General features: G+C 70.0%; 18 protein-coding genes and 1 tRNA gene. 6 read left to right on the plus strand and 13 right to left on the minus strand.

All coding sequences use genetic code 11. From position 1 onward, the window contains the following. The first annotated feature begins 214 nt into the window (after positions 1-214). Positions 215-1495, plus strand: coding sequence for a M6 family metalloprotease domain-containing protein (locus tag OHA73_RS19530; RefSeq protein ID WP_266711199.1), 1281 nt, complete (start codon positions 215-217; stop codon positions 1493-1495). 80 nt (positions 1496-1575) lie between these two features. On the opposite strand, the gene OHA73_RS19535 is transcribed toward OHA73_RS19530, so the two are convergent. The 4 genes from OHA73_RS19535 to OHA73_RS19550 all read right to left on the minus strand — a co-directional run bounded on the left by OHA73_RS19535 (position 1576) and on the right by OHA73_RS19550 (position 8524). Beyond that, positions 1576-3273, minus strand: a complete 1698-nt coding sequence (locus tag OHA73_RS19535; protein ID WP_267070114.1) for a class I adenylate-forming enzyme family protein — start codon at positions 3271-3273, stop codon at positions 1576-1578. Between the two features lie 127 nt (positions 3274-3400). Further along, entirely contained in the window at positions 3401-4936 is a 1536-nt protein-coding gene (locus OHA73_RS19540) for an amino acid permease (protein WP_443063098.1), read from the minus strand. 205 nt (positions 4937-5141) lie between these two features. Further along, positions 5142-6503, minus strand: coding sequence for a diaminopimelate decarboxylase (locus OHA73_RS19545; protein WP_327658489.1), 1362 nt, complete (start codon positions 6501-6503; stop codon positions 5142-5144). Between the two features lie 326 nt (positions 6504-6829). Next, positions 6830-8524, minus strand: coding sequence for a PucR family transcriptional regulator (locus OHA73_RS19550; RefSeq protein ID WP_327655683.1), 1695 nt, complete (start codon positions 8522-8524; stop codon positions 6830-6832). Positions 8525-8653: 129 nt separating this feature from the next. On the opposite strand from OHA73_RS19550, the gene OHA73_RS19555 reads away from it, so the two are divergent. Further along, the gene (locus OHA73_RS19555) at positions 8654-8959 is read left to right on the plus strand and encodes a DUF6401 family natural product biosynthesis protein (protein WP_266711207.1); all 306 of its coding nucleotides are present in this window, start codon (positions 8654-8656) and stop codon (positions 8957-8959) included. A 13-nt stretch (positions 8960-8972) separates the two neighbouring features. On the opposite strand, the gene OHA73_RS19560 is transcribed toward OHA73_RS19555, so the two are convergent. Beyond that, positions 8973-9776, minus strand: coding sequence for a mechanosensitive ion channel family protein (locus OHA73_RS19560; protein WP_266711209.1), 804 nt, complete (start codon positions 9774-9776; stop codon positions 8973-8975). Positions 9777-9960: 184 nt separating this feature from the next. On the opposite strand from OHA73_RS19560, the gene OHA73_RS19565 reads away from it, so the two are divergent. The 4 genes from OHA73_RS19565 to OHA73_RS19580 all read left to right on the plus strand — a co-directional run bounded on the left by OHA73_RS19565 (position 9961) and on the right by OHA73_RS19580 (position 13213). After that, a tRNA-Arg gene (locus OHA73_RS19565) sits at positions 9961-10033 on the plus strand. A 422-nt stretch (positions 10034-10455) separates the two neighbouring features. Continuing rightward, positions 10456-10806, plus strand: a complete 351-nt coding sequence (locus OHA73_RS19570) for a helix-turn-helix domain-containing protein (RefSeq protein ID WP_327655684.1) — start codon at positions 10456-10458, stop codon at positions 10804-10806. Between the two features lie 762 nt (positions 10807-11568). Beyond that, positions 11569-12804 carry a helix-turn-helix domain-containing protein gene (locus tag OHA73_RS19575; protein WP_327655685.1) on the plus strand — a complete coding sequence of 412 codons (1236 nt, stop codon included), beginning with the start codon at positions 11569-11571 and terminating at the stop codon, positions 12802-12804. Then, positions 12776-13213, plus strand: a complete 438-nt coding sequence (locus OHA73_RS19580; RefSeq protein ID WP_327655686.1) for a GNAT family N-acetyltransferase — start codon at positions 12776-12778, stop codon at positions 13211-13213. The genes OHA73_RS19575 and OHA73_RS19580 overlap by 29 nt, the downstream gene beginning before the upstream one ends. Before the next feature lie 37 nt (positions 13214-13250). Here OHA73_RS19580 and OHA73_RS19585 read toward each other — a convergent pair whose 3' ends face one another. The 8 genes from OHA73_RS19585 to OHA73_RS19620 form a co-directional block, all read right to left on the minus strand. Next, the gene (locus OHA73_RS19585; RefSeq protein WP_327655687.1) at positions 13251-13523 is read right to left on the minus strand and encodes a hypothetical protein; all 273 of its coding nucleotides are present in this window, start codon (positions 13521-13523) and stop codon (positions 13251-13253) included. After that, positions 13523-13951: a hypothetical protein gene (locus tag OHA73_RS19590; protein WP_327655688.1), complete on the minus strand. Its 429-nt coding sequence runs from the start codon at positions 13949-13951 to the stop codon at positions 13523-13525. Before OHA73_RS19590 ends, OHA73_RS19585 begins: the two co-directional genes overlap by 1 nt. After that, the gene (locus tag OHA73_RS19595) at positions 13951-14139 is read right to left on the minus strand and encodes a hypothetical protein (protein WP_327655689.1); all 189 of its coding nucleotides are present in this window, start codon (positions 14137-14139) and stop codon (positions 13951-13953) included. Before OHA73_RS19595 ends, OHA73_RS19590 begins: the two co-directional genes overlap by 1 nt. Positions 14140-14158: 19 nt before the next feature. Beyond that, positions 14159-15076 carry a GH25 family lysozyme gene (locus OHA73_RS19600; RefSeq protein ID WP_327655690.1) on the minus strand — a complete coding sequence of 306 codons (918 nt, stop codon included), beginning with the start codon at positions 15074-15076 and terminating at the stop codon, positions 14159-14161. A 64-nt stretch (positions 15077-15140) separates the two neighbouring features. Further along, positions 15141-15659: a hypothetical protein gene (locus OHA73_RS19605; RefSeq protein WP_327655691.1), complete on the minus strand. Its 519-nt coding sequence runs from the start codon at positions 15657-15659 to the stop codon at positions 15141-15143. Further along, on the minus strand, positions 15656-16132 hold the full coding sequence (locus OHA73_RS19610; protein WP_327655692.1) for a hypothetical protein: 477 nt from the start codon (positions 16130-16132) through the stop codon (positions 15656-15658). The genes OHA73_RS19605 and OHA73_RS19610 overlap by 4 nt, the downstream gene beginning before the upstream one ends. A 10-nt stretch (positions 16133-16142) precedes the next feature. After that, a complete protein-coding gene (locus tag OHA73_RS19615; protein ID WP_327655693.1) occupies positions 16143-18581 on the minus strand; it encodes a laminin G domain-containing protein in 2439 nt (812 codons plus the stop codon). Between the two features lie 4 nt (positions 18582-18585). Beyond that, positions 18586-21933: a hypothetical protein gene (locus OHA73_RS19620; RefSeq protein WP_327655694.1), complete on the minus strand. Its 3348-nt coding sequence runs from the start codon at positions 21931-21933 to the stop codon at positions 18586-18588. Between the last annotated feature and the right edge of the window lie 3 nt (positions 21934-21936).

Below are 21936 nucleotides of genomic sequence, written 5' to 3' on the forward strand. Positions count from 1 at the left end.
GGTGCACGAACTTCGGGTGAAGTGGGGACCTGGTCCCCGGTTCGTGCGGACACCGGTCTAAACGGGGAGACCGTCCCCGGTTATTTCCCGGCCTTCATGTGACCTGCCTCACACGCCTCTGACCTCGGAAACCCACGATCGGCGCACCCAGCGAGCGGCCCGCCACGCCCCGACACAGGGTGATCGAAAGGGACCCGAGCGTGAGGCGGTGCGGATGCGAGCAGTGCGTCGGATACGCAGGGGCCGCCGTGGGGCGCTGCTCGCCGCGAGCACGGCGGTGGCGCTCGCCGTGACGATGACCGCGAGCACCGGAAGACTCCTCGACGACTCGACGACCGCGGCGGGTCCCGTCGCCGTCTCGCGCACGACCTCCCTCGCCCCCTGCATGATCCGCGGCTCGTTCGGCGTCCAGATGTCGGAGGGGCTGCCCACCGCCGCCGGCTACGCCCGGTCCACCGGCACCGTGCGGGCCCTCAACCTCATGGTCGACTTCCCCGACGCGCCGGGGCAGGGCTCCGCGAAGGAGCGGCTCGGCGAGTTCTTCCCGCAGACCCAGGACTGGTTCGCCGCCGGCTCGTACGGAAAGCTCGACTACGTTCCCGAGGCCCCGGTCGACCACTGGCTGCGGATGCCCAAGCCGTTCACCGCGTACGGGATAGACCGCGGCGCCCCCTTCGACCCCGGCTACCGCAAGCTCGCCGACGACATCGCGGCGGCGGCCGACCCCGAGGTGGACTTCCGCCGGTACGACCTGGTGAACATCCTGGTCACCCCGAACGCGGGGCCCTCCGCGCTGGACACCGTGCTGTCGGTGACGTTCGCGGGCAACCACGAGGCGCCGGTCGCCGACGGGGTGCCGCTCTCCAACGCGTCGTTCGTGTACTCCCGTCAGGACGACGGATCGGGCTCGTACGCCAAGACCGGATACCGGGTGCTGCCGCACGAGAACGGGCACGTGTTCGGGCTGCCGGACCTCTACACGCAGGACGGCGGTGGGGCCGCCGGGCACTGGGACATCATGAGCGAGGACTGGGGAGCCGGGAACGATCTGCTCGGCTGGCACAAGTGGAAGCTCGGGTGGCTCGACGACAGCCAGGTCGGCTGCGCCGCGCAGTCCGGCACGACCGAGTACCGGCTGTCGCCGCTGGCGCGGAACGACGGCAGGTCGAAGCTGGTGTTCGTGCCGCTGACCCGGAAGACGGGGTACGCGATCGAGGTGCGTACGCAGGGGGGCAACGACGAGGCGGTGTGCCGGGCCGGGGTGCTGGTGTACAAGGTCGACGCGGATGTGGACACGGGGCAGGGACCGGTCAAGGTCGAGGACGCGACGCCGGACAGCGGGGGGTGCACGCGGCAGCCGAACGTGCATGCGGAGTTGTCCGATGCGGCGTATCAGGCCGGTGAGGTGTTCCGGGACAAGTCCGCGGGTGTGCGGGTGACCGTCGGCGGGATCACGTCCGACGGCGACTACCAGGTATACGTCACGCGTAGCTAGGCCACGGGACGCTCGACTCACAGCTCGGCCCCGGGGCGCTCGACTCGCCACACGCCACGGGGCTCCGCCCCCTCCCCCGGTCAGCCGGACGCCAAGGACTCCCGCAACTCACGCTTCAGGATCTTGCCCGTCGCGTTGCGGGGGAGTTCGGAGGCCTGGAGGACCACGTGGGTCGGGACCTTGAACGCCGCCAGGGACTTCGCCGCGAAGGCGCGGATGTCGTCCGGGGTCGCCTCAGAGCCCGGACGGGTGCGGAGTACCGCCGCCACCTCCTCGCCGAGGACCGGATGCGGGATGCCCACGACGGCCGCCTCCAGGACGTCCGGGTGGTCGTGGAGAGTCGCCTCCACCTCCACGCAGTGGACGTTCTCGCCGCCCCTGATCACCAGGTCCTTGATCCGGTCGACGACACTGACCCGGCCGTCCGAGAGCACCGCCAGGTCCCCCGTACGGAACCAGCCGTCCTCCGTGAACGCCGCCCCGGTGGCATCCGGAGCGTTCCAGTAGCCACGGATCAACGGCTGGCCGCGCAGACAGAGCTCGCCCACCTCGCCGTCCGGCAGCGGTTCCCCGAGGGGGTCCGTGATCCGTACCTCCACTGCGGGCGCCGGACGGCCCACGCTGCCCGGCCAACTCCGGTACTCCTCACCGGCGTTGGAGAGCACACCGCCGAGCGTCTCGGTGAGGCCGTAGCCGTTGCGCGGCTCGATGCGCTCGCCGTAGCGGTCGGTGAGGCGGGCCACGATGCCGGGCGGGGCCGCGGCGCCGCCCGTGCTGAACCCCGTAAGGGAGGGGAGTTCGTCGCCCAACTCCTTTGCGCGTTCGAGGAGTTGGAGGGCCGTGGCCGGGACGCCGCCGAAGCTGGTGATGCCGTGTTCGCGGATCATGGCGAGCGCCGTGTCCGGGTCCCACTTGCGCAGCACCACGATCGTGCCGCCCACCCCCATCGCCGCGTAGAAGCCGGTGAACGCCGCCACGTGGAAGAAGGGGAAGGTGAGCAGGCCGACGGGGCTCGGGCCCTGGCCGGGCACGATGCCGCGGGCCAGCGCCGTGCGGGCCGCGGCGTAGCGGGGCCCCGTGACGGCGCCCATGTGGGCGTGGTGGGTGGCGACGGCGCCCTTGGGGCGGCCCGTCGTACCCGAGGTGTAGAGGATCGTGGCGTCCGCGGACGGGTCGATGTCCACGTCGGGCGGGCCGAGTTGAGGGTCGGGAGTGGGCAGGTCCGCCCACCGTTCGGTCCGCTCGCCGGTCACCTCCCGGCCCTCCTCGTGGCAGACCAGCGTCCAGGGGCGGGGGCTCGCCGCGTCGAGCCACGGGCGGACCCGTTCGTAGCGCTCCCCGTCGACGACCAGCACCGCGGGGCCGCAGTCGTCGAGGGCGTACGCGCACTCGTCGGGGGTCCACCACGCGTTCAGCGGCACCGCCACAAGGCCCGCCAACTGCGCGGCCCAGAAGGCGATCTGCCACTCCGGGTGGTTGCGCATCGCGATGACGGCGCGGTCGCCCGGCCGCAGCCCGTACCCGCCCGCGCTCTCGTCGTCGAGGAAGCGGCGGGCCAGCGCGCACGCCGCCGCGAAGAACTCCCCGTAGGTCATGCGCCCGTTCTCGGAGATGACGAAGGGGGTGTCACCGAACGCCCACGTCGTCTCGACGAACTCGCGCAACGTACGCGGCCCGTCGGCATAGGAAAGGCGCCCGTCCTCGCCGCGTACGACGGCGAAAGGGGCGCCCGGAGCGGTCAGCAGCGCTTCCACGGAATCCACGGCATCAGCGTCCATGGTCGGACGGTACGTCCGGCGGCCCGACCCACGTCAAGATACGTGCACCGGCCAACGGGCCCGTACAGCACGGCGGGCGGCGCGCGTGGTCCTCACGCACACCGCCCGCCGACAGCCTTGAGGGCTCCTACGAAGCCGAATCCGATGCCGAAGCCGGTGCCGGCACCGAAGCGGATGCCGAAGCGGCCTTCGCATGCTCGGCCACCCGCTTGCGGGTCAGGAACCAGCCGATCACCAGGCCCGCCACGATCAGCGGCGAGCAGTACACCGACATCGCGGAGTCGCCGCCGCCGACGACCATCAGGACCACGACCGCGACCAGGAACACGATGGTCAGCCAGCTCGTGTAGGGCGCGCCCGGCAGCCGGAACGACGGGCGCTCCAGCTCGCCGCGCAGGGACTTACGGCGCAGCACCATCTGGCAGATCATGATCATGACCCAGGTGCCGATCATCGTGATCGCCGAGAAGTTGATGACGATCGAGAACGCCCGCTCGGGCACGATGTAGTTGAGGATGATGCCCGCGATGTAGCAGGTGGCGGTCAGCAGCACGCCACCGTAGGGCACGCCCTTCTTGCTCATCTTCGTGGTGAACCCGGGCGCGGAGCCCGCGAGTCCCATCGAGCGCAGCACGCGGCCGGTCGAGTAGAGGCCGGAGTTGCAGCTGGACAGGGCCGCCGTGAGGATCACGAAGTTCATGATGCCGCTGATGCCGGGCACGCCCAGCTTGCCGAGCAGCGTCACGAACGGCGACTCGCCGGCCTTGTACGCGCTCCACGGCAGCAGCAGGACGAGCAGCAGCACGGACCCGACGTAGAACAGCACGATGCGCCACGACACGGAGTTGATGGCGCGCGGGATCACCTTGCGCGGGTTCTCCGTCTCGCCGGAGGCGATGCCGACCATCTCGATGGCCGCGTACGCGAAGACGACGCCCTGGATCAGGACGATGGCCGGGAGCAGGCCGTTCGGCAGCATGCCGCCGTTGTCGGCGATCAGCTGCGGGCCCGTGCTGTGGCCGTCGACGGGGTGACGGCTCGCCAGCAGCCAGCAGCCGATGGCGAGGAACGCCAGGATCGCGGCGACCTTGATGATCGAGAACCAGAACTCGAACTCGCCGAACCAGCGCACCGAGATCAGGTTGGCGCCGAGCACCACGAGCAGCGCCACCAGGGCGAGCGTCCACTGGGGGATGTCGCGGAAGGCGGCCCAGTACTGCAGATACATCGCCACCGCGGTGATCTCCGCGATGCCGCTGCATATCCAGTGCAGGAAGTAGACCCAGCCGGTCGTGTACGCGGCCTTCTCACCGAGGAACTCGCGCGAGTACGACACGAACGAGCCCGACGTGGGCCGGTGCATGACCAGCTCGCCCATCGCGCGCGTGATGAAGAAGGCGAACAGGCCGGTGATGGCGAAGATGATCACCAAGGACGGGCCCGCCACGTTCAGTCGCTCTCCCGCTCCGAGGAAGAGGCCGGTGCCGATGGCGCCACCGAAGGCGATCATCTGGACCTGACGATTGCGCAGGCCGGCCGCGTAACCCCCCTCACGGATGGCTCCGGCCGTGGCCTTGCCGCCCGTGGTCACACCGCTCTCGGTCGCAGCCTCAGGGGCGTGCGCGGGCCGAGCCTCGGACTCGGCTTGTGCTGTGTGCTCCATGGTTCTCCGACGTACGTGCAAAACGGCATGCCGCACACACGCACGCACCCGCGTTTGCGAACGCGGGCAGGCGTGTGCGACGTACCTGTTGGACAGGACTGATCCGCCGGATTCGGCGAATCACGAGATCGGAACGGATCCCGGTGGGGTGTGCCGCGGGCTCACCACGCGACGACACGCCACCTTAAACCGTTCACAGGGGCAACTAATCCACGAGCCCGAGCAGCGAACCGGCGTACCGGGCACCGGACTCGGCGAGCACCTCGTCGAGGGACTGCGCGGAGCGCACAGGGGCGAATGTCACCTTGTCCGCTTCCGTCCCAATTCCGTTCAGGACATATCCGTACACAGCGGGACGGGGAAGGCTGTTGTAGTGGAAGTGAGTTGAGAAGTAGTACGCGCCGGTGTCGTACAGCGCGACGAGGTCGCCGGGCTCCAGTTCGGGCAGCTCACGGCCGCGCGCCACGAGGTCGCCTGCGAAGCAGCAGGGCCCGGCCACGTCCTGCACCAGCGGCGCGCTCGTCCGCGGCCTGCCCTCGGCGTCGTACGCACCGACCCGCAGCGGCCACGACTCGGGCGCGAAGACGGTACGGGTCGCCACCTGCGCGCCCGCGTGCGTCACGGCGATCCGGCGGCCGCCGGAGGTCTTGGTGTACTCGACGTGGGCGGCGATGAAGCCCTGCTTGGCGAGGAGCGAGCGGCCGAACTCGGTGACGAGGGTGTACCGCCCGTCGAAGAGCCCGGGCACGGTGCGGCGCAGGATGCTCGCGTACTCCTCGAAGCCGGGCGTGATGTCGTCCGAGTCGAAGTTCACCGGCAGGCCGCCGCCGATGTCGAGGGTGTCGATCTGCTGCCGGCCGACATGCGCGTTGATCTTCTCGGCCAGGTCGTACGCGGCGCGCACGCCCTCGGCCATCAGCTCCAGGGCGACACCCTGGGAGCCGGTGTGGGTGTGCAGGCGGGTCATCCACGGCCGCGCCTTGTACGCGCCGAGGACCCACTGCTCCGCGCCCGCGTCGCGCAGCGCGACGCCGAACTTGGAGGTGGCGGTCGCGGTGCTCATCGCGCCGATCGAACCGCTGCCGACCTGCGGGTTCACCCGAAGCCCCACGGGCGCGCAGCCCGCCCCGAACTCCTCGACGAGCTCGTCGATGCGGGCCAGCTCCTGCGGGTTGTCGGCGTTCACGGCGATGCCGCTCGCCAGCGCGTCACGCAGCTCGCCGACGGTCTTGGCGGGCGAGTCGAACACGATCCGCTCGGCGGGCACCCCGGCCGCCCGCGCGAGCGCCAGCTCACCGGGGCTCGCGACCTCCGCGCCGATGCCCTCCTCGTTCAGGAGCGCGAGCACGGGGACGAGCGAGGCGGCCTTCACCGCGAAGGTGTGCCGCGCCTCGACACCCGCGAACGCGGCTTTGAGCGCACGCGCCGCCTCCCGGACCCCGGCCACGTCGAGCAGCCCGAGCACGGGGGCGTCGGGCCCTACGAGCCCCTGCTCGACGGCGGCGCGCAGGGCGGCGTCGCGGCGGTCGGCGGAGGCGGGGGGCTGCGGCGGCACGGGCTGCGGCATCGGGGGTGGCCTGCCTTCTGCTTGGTACTTCTCGTACTTCTTGCGCTTCTCGTACGAGGTGGTGGTCCTGGCACTCGTCACTGTGCAGCGCGGCGGGGTGGTGTGTCTGCGTGCGCCGGCACGAAGTACGGGGTGGGGGCGCTGTGGGCCGGCACAAGGGATGGCGGACGGGCACGCGCGCGTGGTGCGTGCGCACGATGGTGGGTGGGTGGGCGTGGTGGCGAGGCACTACGGGGTGCCCCATCGGGCCCGCTCACGGCAGCTCACCGTCGTGCGCACGGCGGCTCATGGCTTACTCACGGCAGCTCACGGCAGCTCACGGCAGCTCACGGCAGCGGGATCAGCCCGGCCCGCCGCAGCCCCAGCTCGACGACGAGCCGCACGTCGGGATCGTTGAGATCGAAGCCGCCCAGCTCACGGGCCCTGCGCAGCCGGTACCGCAACGTATTCGCATGGATCCCCAGATACCGGGCGGTGGCCCCGGCGTCCCCGAAGAACGCCAGATGCGCGGCGACCGTGCGCGGCAGATCCGTCCCGTGCCGCTCGTCGTGCGCGAGGAGCGCCGCCACGGCGTCCCCGACCGACGGCACCTGCGCGGCGACGGCGTCCGACACCCGCAGCGCGTCCAGGGCGAACCGCACGTCGTCGGCGCCCGCCACCTCGGGTTCCCCGCGCTCGCGCAGCACCCGCAGCACCTCGTCGGCCCCGGCACGCGAGTCCACGGCATCCTTCAGCCCGCCGACGACGGGCCCCACGGCGACGAGGGGCTTGACCCCGGCGCCGCGCAGCACGGCGGCGAGGTCCCGGGCGAGCCGCTGGGCGGCGTCGGGCCGGGGGTCGGCCAACAGCACGTCGACCCGGTCCCCGTCCTGTCCAGCCCCTCCGGCGCTCGAAGAACGGGATCCGGGGCGGAGCCCCGACGCCCCCTCCTCGACCCGGTACGCAAACGCCGACCCGCCATGCGCAGCAACCCGCAACGCCACCGCCCGCAACGCCCGCTCCCGCACCTCCGGTGCCACCGCCTCCACGACCACACCCGCCAGCACGGCACACGGCTGCCCCGGATCGACGCCGAGCGCAGCGCCCGCCGCGCCCACATCGGGCGACGGATCCTCGAACAGCGCCCGCACCGCATGCCGACGCCGCCCCTCCGCCGACCGGGACCGCAGCCGATGGTGCAGCAGATGCGGCACGGCGATGGCGGCGGCCTGCCGCAACGCGTCCCGGGCCCCCTCCGGCAACGGCTCCCCGTCGGCAGCCGCCCACAGCGACCCGAGGACCTCCTCCCCGGCGCGCACAGCAACAGCCAGCCGCTCGGGAAACCGCCCATCCGCAGCCCGATGCACCACATCCCCCGCCCACAACGCCGCGAGGAACCCGCTCTCGGCCAGCTCCTCGACCCGCCACCGCGGCACCCGCCGCCCGAGGATGGTCAGCCGCCGCAACGGATCGGCGGTGTCGGCGGTGGGCGAGTACGCCAGCACGTTGGACTCGGGGTCCTCGATGGTGATCGCACCCCCGACGAGCGCGGCGAGCGCAGAGGCGAGGGCGGGCAGATCCCCGAGCCCCACGTCGACGCCGGGTTCGGGCACCCGCGCCCCACCGGCCGCGAGCGCGGCCCGCAGCAGCCCGATCAGCTCGCCCCAGTCCACCCACGGGGCACGGGCGAGCAACGCGGTGGACACCCCGTCGGCCACCTCACGGAGCAGCGGCGCCACACCCTCGGCACCCCGCCGCACCACAAGCGCGGCAGCCCCGGCCCGATCGGCGGCGCGCAACACTTCAGCAGCAGCAGGATCGGACGTATCGACCCCCACCGCGATGAGCACCCGCCCCCGCTCCTGCAAGCTCTCCCCGGAGTCGAACACCCCGACCCCGCCCACGACCACGTCCGTCCCGCACGGCGCGTGCACGACCTGGACGACGTCCCGCCCCACGACCCCGACGACCTGCGCCAACGTGGGGCCCCCGCCCGAAGCGGGATTCTCGGGCTGCGACCTGCCGGACGCGGAAAACTCCATGCCCCCAGTCTCACCGATCACGTGCGGACCGCCGGATGTGACGAACAAGGCACCACAAAAGGGGTACTTGTGAGCAACAGCACCCGCCACCCACGTCCAATCGATCTCCCCCGCCCATACGTTGGACGAATGTCCCCTCTTGCCCAGGTGAGCGAGGCGTACGGTCCGCGCTTCGCCGAATTCGCCTTCGAGCCCGCCTTCCTGGCCGCGGTCGACCAGCACGTGGCGGAGCTCCGCGAACGCCTGGAGGCCGGCTCGGCCACGCTGCACCCGCCGGCTCCCGACGCCGAAGTGCTCGCCGACTACTCACTCGGCTTCCTCGACGCACTCACCGAGACCGGCTGGCTCGAGCCCGTGGGCCACGACTACGCGGTGTGCCGCCTCACCGCCATCAGCTGGCTGGTGAGACGGCACGACCTGCTCGACCTGGTCTAGGTCACCGCGCAGGTCACTGGTTGTCGAACCGCTCCCGCTCCTGAACGGGCTGATTGGTCAGGGCATCCTCACGCCCCGCCTGATAGGCACCGGCGCTACCGCCGCTGCCACCGACATTCCCCCTCGCCTTGGCGGTCTCCTCCTCGGCCATGTTCAGCCACCGCTCCCAGCGCTGCCGCATCGGCCCGATGAGCCCGCCGCCGACACCGACGATCAGGATCCCGGCCCCGGCCGCGAGACCGGCGATCAGCACCGGCTGCGTGACGGACGTGGCGATGCCCGCCTGCCCGAGCGCGGCGATGGCACCCAGGACCACGATGCAGGCCCACACGATGGTGCCGACGGTCTTCCCGTACGAGACGGAGGACAGGGTGTTGGTGACGATGTCGCGCACCAGGTTGGCGACGGCCATGGCCACCACGATCAGGACGACCGCGACGATGCCGCGCGGCAGCCAGGCGACGATGCCGTTGATCATGTCGGACACGGGGTTGTCACCGAAGACACCGAAGCCGAGCTGGAGCACGATCAGCATCAGGGCGACGTAGACGACCTTGCAGAGGATCGCGGTCGTGTCGTACTTCGACCCTTCGAGCATCTTCGCCGAGCCGGCCCGTTCGGCGAGCTTCTCCGACCCGATCTTCCTGAGGCCCCGGTCGAGGAGCTTGGTGATCATCTTGGCCACGAACCAGCCGATGACCATGACGACGAGGAAGCCGAGGAACTTCGGTACGAACTCGGCGACCTTCGACCACGCGTCGTTCAGCCCTTGAGTGAAGTCGACAGCGAGTGTGCTGGGGGCGGGGTTCTGGAGCATGAGTGGCCCTCCACTCAGTGGGGCCGGACGCCACGCACGGCATCCGACGAGACGTGTCCCCCCTCGTTTCCTTTCGTCCCTCCGGCTTAACAGCCCCAGCCGCCCCCGGCCGCCCCACGTCCCCCATTGGCGTGACACACGGCCGCCCCCACACCCCGAACCCGATCCGCTACGCTGTTCACGCGCCTTCGTAGCTCAGGGGATAGAGCACCGCTCTCCTAAAGCGGGTGTCGCAGGTTCGAATCCTGCCGGGGGCACGTTTGTGATCAGGGGAAAGGCCCCGGAAACCGCAGGTCAAGCGGGGTCCGGGGTCTCTCTGTCTCAGCGTTGGGTACAGTCTCGGCACCCTGTCGCACAGTCTCGATACACCCTCAGTACGAGACTCCGGCTCCTAAATGGCTCCTAAACGATCAAGCCGTTGCCGCAGGTCGCGCGGCAGACACAGAACGTCCGGCCCCCCTCGGCGATTTCGAGGGGGGCCGGACTTATGTGCGTCGCCCGCTGCCGGGGGCCACCACGGAGCGACGACGCACGATCATGGGTTGTTTCGGGCCGTACGACTTCCCACCCTGTCTAACGGATGCACAGCTTCCGAGTCATTCACCCTTTCGAGCGAACACGTGTTCTATTTGATCAGACTACTCCCGGCCCTGCGGCGTAACGCATATGCCGCAGGGCTATGTGTGCGGGTCTTCACGTTTCGCGCCACGACAGGTCACGATCGACCAAAGGATCAAGAGGCGACCATTTGGGTACTGACACCCTCGCACAACGATCATTGTGTGGGTGGGTGGCAGCCCGACGTACTCCTCGACCTGACTGGGTAGTTGCCCGTCGCGTCACGCTCGGGCACCGCATCGCCGACCTACGCCGCGGCGCCGGCCTCTCGCAGGAACAGCTCGGCAACCTCGCCGGCATGGACCGACGGAGTATCCAGCGATACGAGAACGCGCGCCGCGACCCCGGGTATTCGGACCTGCTGCTCATCGCTCAGGCGCTGCGGGTGCACGTGACCGACCTCCTTGTGTAGGCAGTCCTGGCTCGGCGGAGCGGTACTTACCCTCCCGTTAAATGTCATATGCAGGAACCGCGCGATCACCTCCCGTGGCTGCATTCCGTTCGTGCCCCGTGTGAATCGGGCGGCGGCACGTCCGCCGTCGTGCCGCCGCCCACCCGCGCACGGGGTCTGGGTGCACGGGAGCGTGAAGCGGCCGCCCACACGGGGGTGCGAGCGGCCGCACTTCCCGCCGCCAGAGGATCCGTGGAGATCCGGCGGCGGGGGCTATCGGTACGGCGGCCCTTCGGGCGCCGTCTGTGAGGCGGGCCGCTTCTGCGGGCACTCTCGGTGCATCTCGACCCGGGCGCCGCCGCTCGTCGGGCTGTACACGTTGTGGAACTCCACACGATTGCCAGCGGCGAGTGGCTGGCCGCAGTGCCAGCACAGTGGTTTGAACTCGCCACTCATCAGCGTGCCTGCCTCCACGTGAGGGCAAGCGCGCGCCGGGTGGGGCACTCTCGCCAGTTCATGGCACAGCGCGTGCATGTTGTGACGTGCCTCAGCAGCGCGCGGAACGCCACATCCACCATGGACTCCGCTAGTGCCGCGCCACCGCTGTCCCCGCTAGGCTCTGCCATGTCGACTCCATCCAGTCGGCCAGCCCCGGAACCGTTCACGCGGTTGCCGGGGTGCGCCATTCCTGCTCGGCGCTTCGGCCCTCACCGGTAGCGTTGTGCATACGGACAGCGATCACTAGGACTGGGCTGTCCACACCCGTCCACAGCTGAGTGGACAGTGGACACCCCGGAGGCGGAGGCACCCGTGGCGGAGTCCTTCGGCGAAGCCCTGCGTCGTTGGCGAGGAGAGCGCAGCCTGCGCGACGTCGCCGAGCTCGCGTCCTGCGGCAAGAGCCTCATCTCCTACCTGGAGCAGGGGATACGCCAACCCACTGCGCAGACCGCACGCGCCCTCGACGACGCCCTCGGCGCCGGCGGCGAACTGGTGGCACTGGCCGGGGCCCGGCCGGGCCAGACTCCTATCGAGCAGGCCGACGCGCTGCAAGCCGGGCTGCACGAGCTGCTCGCTGCGGGGCCGCTTGCCGACAGCAGTCTCGACGAGATCGAGTGGACGATCGCCCGGCATGGCCGGGCCACCCGCTACCGGCCAGAAGGACAGCACTTCCCCGAGCTGCTCGCGGACTTCCAGGACTTACGCGTCCTGCTCTCGCACCGGCACCGGCCGCAGGTGCGCCGTCGTCTCCTCGTCGCCGCGGCCCGCATGTCCGGGCTCACCGCCCTCACGCTGCTGAAGCTGGGTGACGAGCGAGCCACCTCCTGGTGGCGCACCGCACGTACCGCGGCGGCGTCCGCCGAGGACCGGACCACCCTGTCGTGGGCGTACGCGCACGAGGCGTACCAGCTGTACTACACGGGCGACCTGTACGGCGCCCTCGAACTCTCCGTGAGAGCCCAGCAGCTGGCGGGCGGCTTGCCGTGCGTAGGCCCGGCGCTCGCCGCCCCACTCGAAGCACGCGCCCACGCACGGCTTGGCGATGGTGAGGCAACAGCGCGTGCCCTCGAGGCGGCGCAGACCGCACTCGGCCGACTCCCCGAGGACGAGCAGATCGGCAGCGCGTTCGGGTACAGCGAGTCCCAACTCCGTTTCCACGCGGGCAACGCGCTCACCCACCTCGGGCAGACCGGCCGAGCCCGGGAAGAACTCTCCCGCGCCGCAGAGCTGTACCCAGCGACAGAGCGGATGGACCGGGCGTTGGTCGAGCTCGACACCGCGATGTGCACGGTGGCGGACGGTGATCCGGCCACCGCCGCCGATCAAGTCACGCGCACCCTCGTCGGGTTGCAGCAGGAACATCGCACCGCGCTGATCATCTACCGCGCTCAGGAGGTCGCCGATACGGTGCCCCCTGGTGCACGTGGGGTGCATGAGGTGCGGGCGCTGCGGGAGATTCTCGCGCTGCCCCCAGGTGAGATGGAGCGCACGCGTGGAGATCAGCACGGCGACGGCAGATGACGTCGATGTCCTGTCGGTGATCCTCGGGGAGATCGAGGCTTACTACGGCGGCGAGTTCACGCCCGGCGACCCCGATCAGATTCGGGTCGCACTGTTCAGCGAACAGCCCGCCGCGACGGTGCTCCTTGCCCGTGACGGCGACGACGTCCTGGGCATGGCGTCGTACTCGCGGTTGTGGCCGGCTGCTGGCGCCGACACCTCCCTGTACTTGAAGGAGTTGTTCGTGCGTGAGCCCGCGCGTCGTCGTGGTGTGGCTGGTGCGCTGATGGCTGCGCTGCGTGAAGAGGCCGTGCGGCTTGGATGCTCGCGGATCGAATGGACCGCTGACACGGACAACCCGCCCGCGCTCGCCCTGTACGCCGCGCTTGGCGTTCAGCCTCACGAGGGCAAGGTGTTTTACCGGGCATGACGAAAGGGCCCCGCCTCCCATAGGAGGCGGGGCCCTTTCAGTGGCGCCAGGGGGTGACGTCGAGATCGGACGGTGGTTCGGGTGCGGGACCGGCCGGGGTGTCCGGGCCGACGCGCTGAGCCCACCGCCAGATGTCCACCACGTAGCTCGTCAGCAGCTTGCGCTGCTTTCGCTCGTCGGCCAGCTCGCGATCGAGCCGCTCCGTGATCGCAGTGAAGTCCGAGCGCCGGTTCGTCGCCCGGCTCTGTGTCCATGCGAGCAGTGCCGCCAGCGCCGCGCCCCCGCCCCCGACCAGTGCCCCCACGTCCATCAGCGTCTGTCCTTTCTCAGGTTCCACGGCAGCGGATCGTCCATCCCGGAGACGAGTACGACGCCGATCGCGAACGCCCCCCACCCGCAGGCCGAGCCGACCGCGGCCGGGTACGTACTCGCCGCGGCCGCGGTGAACGCCCCGGCCCACAGTCCGGCCGGCGCCCCGAGCGCGGTGAAGCCGAGGGCCTGCACGCGCGGGCAGTTGACGACGAGCCCAGCCAGGACCGCAGCCGTGCCGCAGGCCACCCACAGCCAGCCGAGCGTGTTGAGCGGGATGTACCGGGTGACGTCCGCCAGGCCGCGCGACGTCCCGTACCTCGGGTTGCCGACGATGCCGAGGCCGCCGTACAACGCCCACCCCGCGCCGACGGTGACGAGGAAGGCGCGGCGGTGCGAGAACGTCAGCCGCCGCGCCGCCGCCCACATCACGGCTCCGTCGTTGTGGCCGGCGCCTGCTTGTTGGGCACGGCCCACGTGAGGCCGAGCGCGGCCAGGACGGCGACGAGGGCGGTCACGCCTTCCTGTGCGGTGACCGTGCCGTCGTCGAGGGCGGTGACGAGCGAGGCCGCACCGGCGGCGACCGCCGCGGCGATGGCCTTCAAGTACTTCTGCATGACGGATCGTTCCTCTCGGTCAGACGTTGGGGACGTGGAGCTTTGACCAGCTGGTCGGGCCGGGCGGCCACTTGGCGTCCGAGCCCGTGTAACCGAGGGAGCGCTGGTACGCCTCGTAGCTGTCGACGTCGGCCTTGCCGAGCGTCGGGCCGGGCCCGACCTGGTAGCGGCCGCACCCCTTGGCGACGAGGCGTCTGCCCATCGCGGTGAAGATCGGGGACTTCTTGCCGAGCGCAGCCTTGCCGTCCTTCATGAAGAACGACTTGCCCGGGTACGGCTCGTACTGCGGGCTGCTCGTCTCCGTCGTGCCGCCGCCCGCCCACGTGCGCAGCTCGGCCGCGGACATGTAGCAGACGGACCGGTCGAGCGGGCTGCCGACGAACTGCCAGAACAGCGGGGAGCGACCGGACGGCTTGGGCCGCGCCCGCTTCTCGGCCTCGCCGTAGGAGTCCACCGAGGCGCCGGGGTAGGCCGGGTACCAGAGCGGCACGCCGGACGGCACGTGTCCGGCCGCGAGGTCCGAGCCGCTGGTGTAGATGCCGACGCGCTGCCCGGGGAACGCGCGCTCCACAGCGGCGATCCACGTGGATACCCACGCCTTGATCTGCGCGGCGGTGCGGCCCTTGTAGTTGCGGCCGTCCGCATATCTCTCCAGGTCGAGCCAGTGGCAGAAGCCCTTGCCCGCATGCGACTTGACGGCGGCGATGTAGTTGGCGGCCTCGGCCGAGGCGCTCTGGTTCGGCCACGCGAAGTGGTAGCCACCGGCCACCAGGCCGGCCGCCTTGGCTCCCGTGACGTGGGAGGCGAACCGGGCGTCCTTGCTGTGCTGGCCCTCGCTCGCCTTGATGAACGCGAACGCGACGCCCTGTGCCTTGTGGCTGGCCCAGGGCTGAGTGCCTTGGTAGGCGGATACGTCGATGCCACGACAGGTGGCCATAGGGTCTCCATACATGAGAAAGGCCCCGGCCAACTGGCTCGGGGCGAAGCAGGGGTTGGGCTGGTCAGGCGGCGGCTTCGTAGCGGCCGGACGCGTAGAAGATGTCGGATGCCGCCCAGGTGAACGGCGCGATGCTGTCGAGGACGGCCGCCGCTGTTCCCTGGGTGGCCACGAACGTCTTCACGCAGCCGGAGTTCAGCGTCGAGTAGATGCCCGTGGCCGCCCAGTGCAGGGTCGCGCTGTTGTCGAAGGCGTCGGCCTGGACGATGCGCTGGGTGAACCCGGCGGCTGGCGCGGCGGGCAGGCCGAACCACCAGTTCTCCCCGGATCCGCCACCGCCTGCGGCGGTGGTGGATCCCCAGGTGAGTTGCAGTACCCAGTCGACGGTGCGCCCGACCTTCAGGTAGCGGCCGACGATCGTGCCGTTGCCGAGGGTGGGGGCAGCGCCGCCGTCTGCGCCCCATGCTGGCGTGTACGCAGACCAGGCGCCGAGGACGGAGTTCCACTGATCGCGGATCTCCTGGTTCAGCAGGGCGGCAGAGACGGTCTCGCCGACCACCCATGTTTTCGGTCCGAACGTCACTGCGGCTCCTCCGGCTCAGGTTCGGCCGGAACCTCCGGCTCCTCGGGGATGGGCTCGGGCTCGGCGGGGTTGCGGGGGTCGTCGGCGTGGAACCAGAACCGCCTGTCGAGGGCGAGCGCTTCGGCCTCGGCGGCGGGGATGTCGTCGGGCACAATGAGCGGTACCCAGTCGCGGCGGCACTCTGCGCACCCGAACCGCGGGTCGAGTACGGACACGATCCAGGCCGCGCCGCAGATACATTCGGCGACCCACCGGCCGTCATCGATCCGCGCGTACAGGCCCGGGTCGTCGGGAACGGTTGCGGTCGGGACCGGAGCCCGCCACCCCCATTTGGCATTCACCCATCGGTAAACCAGTTCGGCGCCGGGCACCTGTGACCAGTCCTGTGCCGGCTGGCCGCGCCGCGGGGGTAGCGGCAGGTAGTACGTCTCGGCCTGCACGATCGCGTTTGCGGGCAGGGCAGATGAGGCCATGAGTCCTCCGTCAGTAGGCCAGCCTGGTGGTCTGGTCGAGCTGCGAGTAGTCCGGGTCGTCGAGGATCCAGACGGTGTCGCGACCGGTGTTGCTCGTGTTGAACTCGATCTGGTGGCTGTTGTGTTTGATCGTCTCCGTGTAGCCCTCGACCGTGACGCGCATCTCTGTGCTCGGGGCCTGCGCGGGCAGGTCGTACACGGTGAAGTACGCGCTGATGTCGGCGTCGAGGATGTCCAGGTAGTTGGGCATCGTGGCCGCTTCGATGGGCACGCTGCGCAGTTCGATCCCGGGGTCGGCGAAGCGGCTGATCAGCCAGTTCGCGGCGTCCAGCACGCTGTTGTCGTTGTTCTTCAGGATGGTCAGCGGCTGCGGGGACAGGCCGAAAGCGTCGATCGAGCTGGTCGAGGCGACACGCTGGGTGGCGCCGTTCGGCCTGTTCGCCTCGACCTGGTTGACCAGCTTCTGGTCGTCGTCCGCGAGCTTCACCCCAGGTTCGAGGTCGGCGTAGGCGATCGTGAACGTCTCCGCATCCGGGGACGGGTTGTAGCGCACATCGCGGGACTGGTAGGCGAGTCCGAACCAGTCGCGTTCGGCGTACAGCTTGCCGGACTCGGTGGATTCAACCTCCCGCATCCGGGCCATGGCGGTGCTCCCGGCGGGGCCCTGGCTGGCCATCGCGTCATGGGTGTTGCCCAGCACGGTGACCGATGTGAGCCCGGCGTAGTACGCCAGGCGCAGCATGCGGGTGTCGGCGCTCTCGCCCGCGTGCCCGTTCATGCCGGCGTCGTAGCGGGTGGCCTGGCTCGGGCCGAACGACACGCTGTCGGAGGTGAACGCGGCGACGTGCCCGATTGCCCCCGACCACAGGCGGGTGCCGCGGTAGCCGCCGACGTGCAGTACGCGCATGTCGTGGACCGATGCCACGAACAGTGAGCTGTCGGCGACCGTGCCGTCGATGCGCAGGGTGTGGGACCGCTCGTCGTAGGCGACGTGGTGCCAGTTGCCGTCGGCGAGATTGGACGGCCCCCCTGTCGGCGTGAACACCGTGGTGAAACCGTCGCTGATCATCTCGAACTGCAGGCCGCCGCTCGAGCTGAGGGACATCAACAGCTGGTAGCTGAGGTCTGTCCTGTGGAAACCGAGGATCACACGGTTCGCCGTGGTGGTCTGGATCCACGCCTCTATGGCGAGGTAGTTGCCCATGAGGTCGGGGAAGTGCGGGCCGAGGTCGGCGGTCAGGTACTTGCCGGCAGTGGCCGACACGGGCGTGAACTGCGCGACCTGCTCGCCGGTCTCGGCCGGTCCCTCGGTGCTGCCGAGGGCGAGTGTGCCGCTGCCCGCGGTTCCGGCCTGGACGATGGGCAGGGCGGGGGCGCCGGTGCCGGACAGGTCGCCCGCGCTCGTCGACGTATCGCCCTCGGTGAGCGGGTAGTACAGCAGCGGCCTGCCCACGATGATTTCCTCGCCGACCATGGACCGCAGGTTGGGCAGTTTGTTGAACCGCTTGAACAGGTCCGTTGCTGTGATGCTGACCTTGGAGTGCAGGCCTTCCCACTCGATCGGCCATTCGTTGACGGTGCCCCAGAACCGGGGGCGCACTGAGGCGCCGACGAGATCGAACTCCACAGAGTCGCCGGTGCCACCGGAGCGGAAGGCGGCGAACTCCACCTGGTGCGTGTCCGCCGTGACCCAGGCCGGGCGGGGCAACGTGCGCCGGGTCGTCCACCCTTGCCCGGTGCTGCTGGTCTCGAAGTAGACGGTGCCGCCGCTCTCGCGGATCCGCAGCCACGCGTGACTGATCGGGCTGTAGGTGAGGACGGTGGGCGAGGCATCGTTGCCGCCCACCTCGTTGAGCGCGCGCAGCTCGCCGTTGAGCGGGTTGTAGTGCCAGCGCAGTCGCGTGCCGCTGGTAGCGGAATGGATGTACATGCTGACGGAGGCGGACGCACTGCCCCCGTTCGCGGGGGCGGTGGCGAACTTGGCCGTCAGCCGTGACCCGGTGAGCGACCATTCGCGCACGCTGCGGAAGAACGAGGTGCCGCTGACGCAGGGCAGCCGCATGCGTCCGCCGGCGACATCCGCCCCACCGCCGACGGTCCACAGCGACGTGTCGAGCCGGGGGGCGTCGAAGTCGTCGCCGAGCATGGCCATCGGGTAGGGCGCCGATCCGGTGCGCTGCGGGATGACCGCCACGCTGATCCGGATCGGCGCGTTGCGGCGCACGAACGGCGCATACGGCGACGACGAGTTACCGGGCGTGAACCTCCCGTCCGAGTTGTCGAGCGTGAGGGTAGCCGTGCCCGGTTGCGTCTCCGACAGCTCGTCGGACGCACCCCGGGTGATGACCACCCCCTGCACCACATCGACGTACTGGGTGATGTCCGTCCACGCGATCGTGGTCGGCGCCAGCACGAGACCGCCCCACCCCATTTCGACGAGCAGCGGCACGCGATCACCCCGCCTTCAACGTGATGGCCGTGCCCTGGACGCGGCCGTATCGGACGATGACTTTCTGCACCTCGCGGGCCACGGCCACCGGGTCCATCGCCGAGGCGATGTTCACGTTCACGACCATGCCGCCGCCCGCACCGGCCGCGACCGCGGGCCGGCCGAGAACCGGACGCGTCGCGGCCACCCGTCCGGCGACCTCGCCGAGCGCGCGGTCGAGGACCGGAGTGCGCTCGGTGAGCCCGACCGCCAGGCCCTCGGTGGTGTAGCGGCCCACCTCGGCCATGACGCGCGAGGGGCTCTTGATGCCGAGTGCGCGCCGGATCGCCTTGTCCATGCCCTTGGCGATCGAGAGCATCTTCTTCTCGATGGCCTTCTGCTGCGAGGACAAGCCCTTGAGGAACCCTTGCCCGGCCGCCTTGCCGCTGTCGTACAGGGCGTCGGCGCCCGCGCGGCCGAGGGTTTCGGCCTGCGAGTTCACCTTGTACTGCGTGGAGTTGATCTCCTTGAACAGCTTGCTGCTCGCGCCCGCGAGCGCGGAGGCGTAGGCGTAGCCCTCCTCCGGGCCCATGGTCAAAATCTCCCTGAGCATAGTCTTGTTGAGACCGCGCTTCTTCAGGGTGTTGATGTACGAGGTGAAGGTCTTCATCTTGGCGAGCCGCTGCTGCAGCTTGCTGTTGATGCCCGACGCGGACACCTGCTCCTCGCCCTCGAACATGCCGCCCAAGCTGGCCGATTGCTTCGCTCCGACACGGGTCGTCTCGGCGAAATCCTTGGCGCGCTTGATGGTGGCGGCGAGGGTGTCACGCTTCCCGGCCAGGGACGTCAGTGTCTTCGTGTTGCGGTTGACGTAGGCGACGAGCCGGTTGTCCTTGCTGCCGGTGAACGCCGACCAGATGTCCTTGGCCAAGTCCTTGGACGTGGACTTGATCTTGGCTTTGGAGCCGGTGAGACCAGAGATCAGCCCCTTGCCCACGTCGTTGGCGAGCGCCTTGGTCCGCTTCGACGGCGACGCGATCTGCAACTCCTGCTTCATCGCCGTGATGATGTGGCCGGCCGCCGAGCGGGCGGCACCGCCGATCGATCCCATCGAGCCGAGCAGCCCCGCGGTGAGGCCCGCGCCCGCGGCCATACCGACCCCGGAAGGGGAGTCCAGGCGGGCGCCCGCGGCCATGGCCTTGGAGTCCCGGTGGCTGAACACCCTCTCGCCGCCCTGGAAGCGCACCAGCTCCGGGCCCTCTTCACCCACGACGGCCCAACCCGGCTTGGGGCGGCCGCCGTCGGCGAATCCGGCCAGCCTGCTGACGGCATCCATGCCTGCCTGAATGCGCCGCTGGACCGTGATCGTCACGGTTTTCGAGTGGACTCTGCCGATCTCCCCGACGATCTGACGGGCGGCGCGGGAAGCAAGGTCCTGGAGCCTGACCGCGGGTTTGCGGTCCTTGATCGACGCCAACTGTCCCTTGGCCGAACGCACCTTGTTCTGCAGGTCGTCGATCTTCGCCTGCAAGGCGGCGCGCTTCGACGGGGGCACACTCTTCATCTGCGCCTTGGCCGCCGCGATCTGCGATTGCCAGTTGCTGATGTTCAGCTTCAGCTTGCCCGCCGACAACTTCGGGCCCACCGATGCGGCGAATCCGGCGGCCTTGTCCTCGGCGGACTTCAACCCCTGGATGTACGAGACGCTGAAGTCCTTGAACTTGCGGTCCGCCGTTCGCAACTTGTCGCCGATGCCCGGGATCCAGCCGAAGGCACTCGCCGCGCCGTGCAGGATGCCGCCCAGCGCGACGACGATCCCGGTCGACATGATGCGGAACGCGTGGATCAGATGGGGCAGCGCCGTCACACCGGCCTGGACCAGCGTGAGGAAGGCAATGCCGCCCTGCCGGGACAGCTCCATGATCGAGCCCTTGTTGCGCTCGATGGCCTCCGACAGCGACTGCAGCGGACCCTTGGCCCTGTCGAGCTGCGAGAACGACGGCAGCAGACTGCCGACCAGGGCCGACCCCACATCGCGTGCCACGGGGCCGATGATCTGCATGACCTGCATGATCGACTTCAAACCGAAGCCGAGGTCCTTGAAGACCGGTGCCAGTGCCTTCGCACCCTGCCCGAGCAGGTCGAGCCCGGTCGACACGGACAGCCCCGCACTGCGGAACGCCTCACCGAACAGCGGACCCAGCGAGCGGGCGACCTCGCCCGAGAACCGGCCGATCGCGGGCAGCACCCGGTTGAGCATGTCGAACAGCCCGTTCAGCATCGACGCGCTGCCGGAGACGCCGACCTTCAGCCCGTCGAACATGCCGGGCAGACCACGGCCCAACAGGTTGCTCAGCCCGGACGACAGGGCCATCAGCGTCGGCTTCGACGCTGCCCCGAAGTCCAGGAAGGCGCGGCCGAGGCGACCCACGCCCGTCGCCATGTCGACGACGAACCGCTTGCCCAGCGTGAAGTTCGCTTGCAGGTCCCGCTGGAACCCGGAATCCCGGAAGACACCGCCGGCCTTCCGGGCGAGACTGCCGAACGTGCCGCCCAAGTCGACCATGTTCCGGCCGAGCAGCTTGACCAGCGGGGACGCCGCCTTCACCGCAGAGGTGAAGCCCGGCAACATCGCCTTCTGGACGTCCTTGCCGACCCCAGAGAACTCCTTCTTCAGCGAGACGAGTTCCTTGGTGAACCCGCGCGCCTCCGGGCTGAGTTTCTTGAGGGCGGCCGCGTACTCCTTCTTGCCCTTGCCCGCGGCCTCCATCGCGTCGCTGACACCGGCGAACCCGGCCTTCATGGTGCCCGCGGCGAGCCCGGCCCCGAGCATCATCGGGACGACCGCTCCGAGCGCCGGCAGTAGCGACGCACCGGCCAGGGCGGCCACGACCTTCAGCTTGCCGCCGAGGCCGCCGCCCTCGTCGAGCTGCTCGGAAGCCTTCTCGGCCGCGCCGCCGAGCACGCTCGCCGCACGGCCCGCGCTGAGAAACCGGCCGTTGGAGTCGCGCAGCCGGACGTTGACGTTCGCGGCCGCGCGGTCCGCCTGCCGCAGCACCGGGGGCAGCCCGGCGGTGACCGTGGCCATCCGCTGCGCGGCCGTGGAACCGGCGACGAAGCGGCCGTTGAGGTCGCGCCACCGGCCGTTGCTGTCCTGGATCAGCCGGGAGGCGTGGGCGACGGAGACGAACCGGCCCTCGAGGTCGCGCAGTTGCCCGTTAGCGTCGCGGCTGAATACGCGCAGCGCGCGGCTGCTGGCCTGGCTGTCGTCGGCCAGACGCCGGTGCAGGCGCGCCGAGCTGTCACCGGCCCGGTTGAGGACCGGGGACAGGCGGTCGTCGCCGTCGAGGATGAAACGCAGGCGCTCAGCCACAGC

The organism is Streptomyces sp. NBC_00483 (assembly GCF_036013745.1).
Lineage (GTDB): Bacteria > Actinomycetota > Actinomycetes > Streptomycetales > Streptomycetaceae > Streptomyces.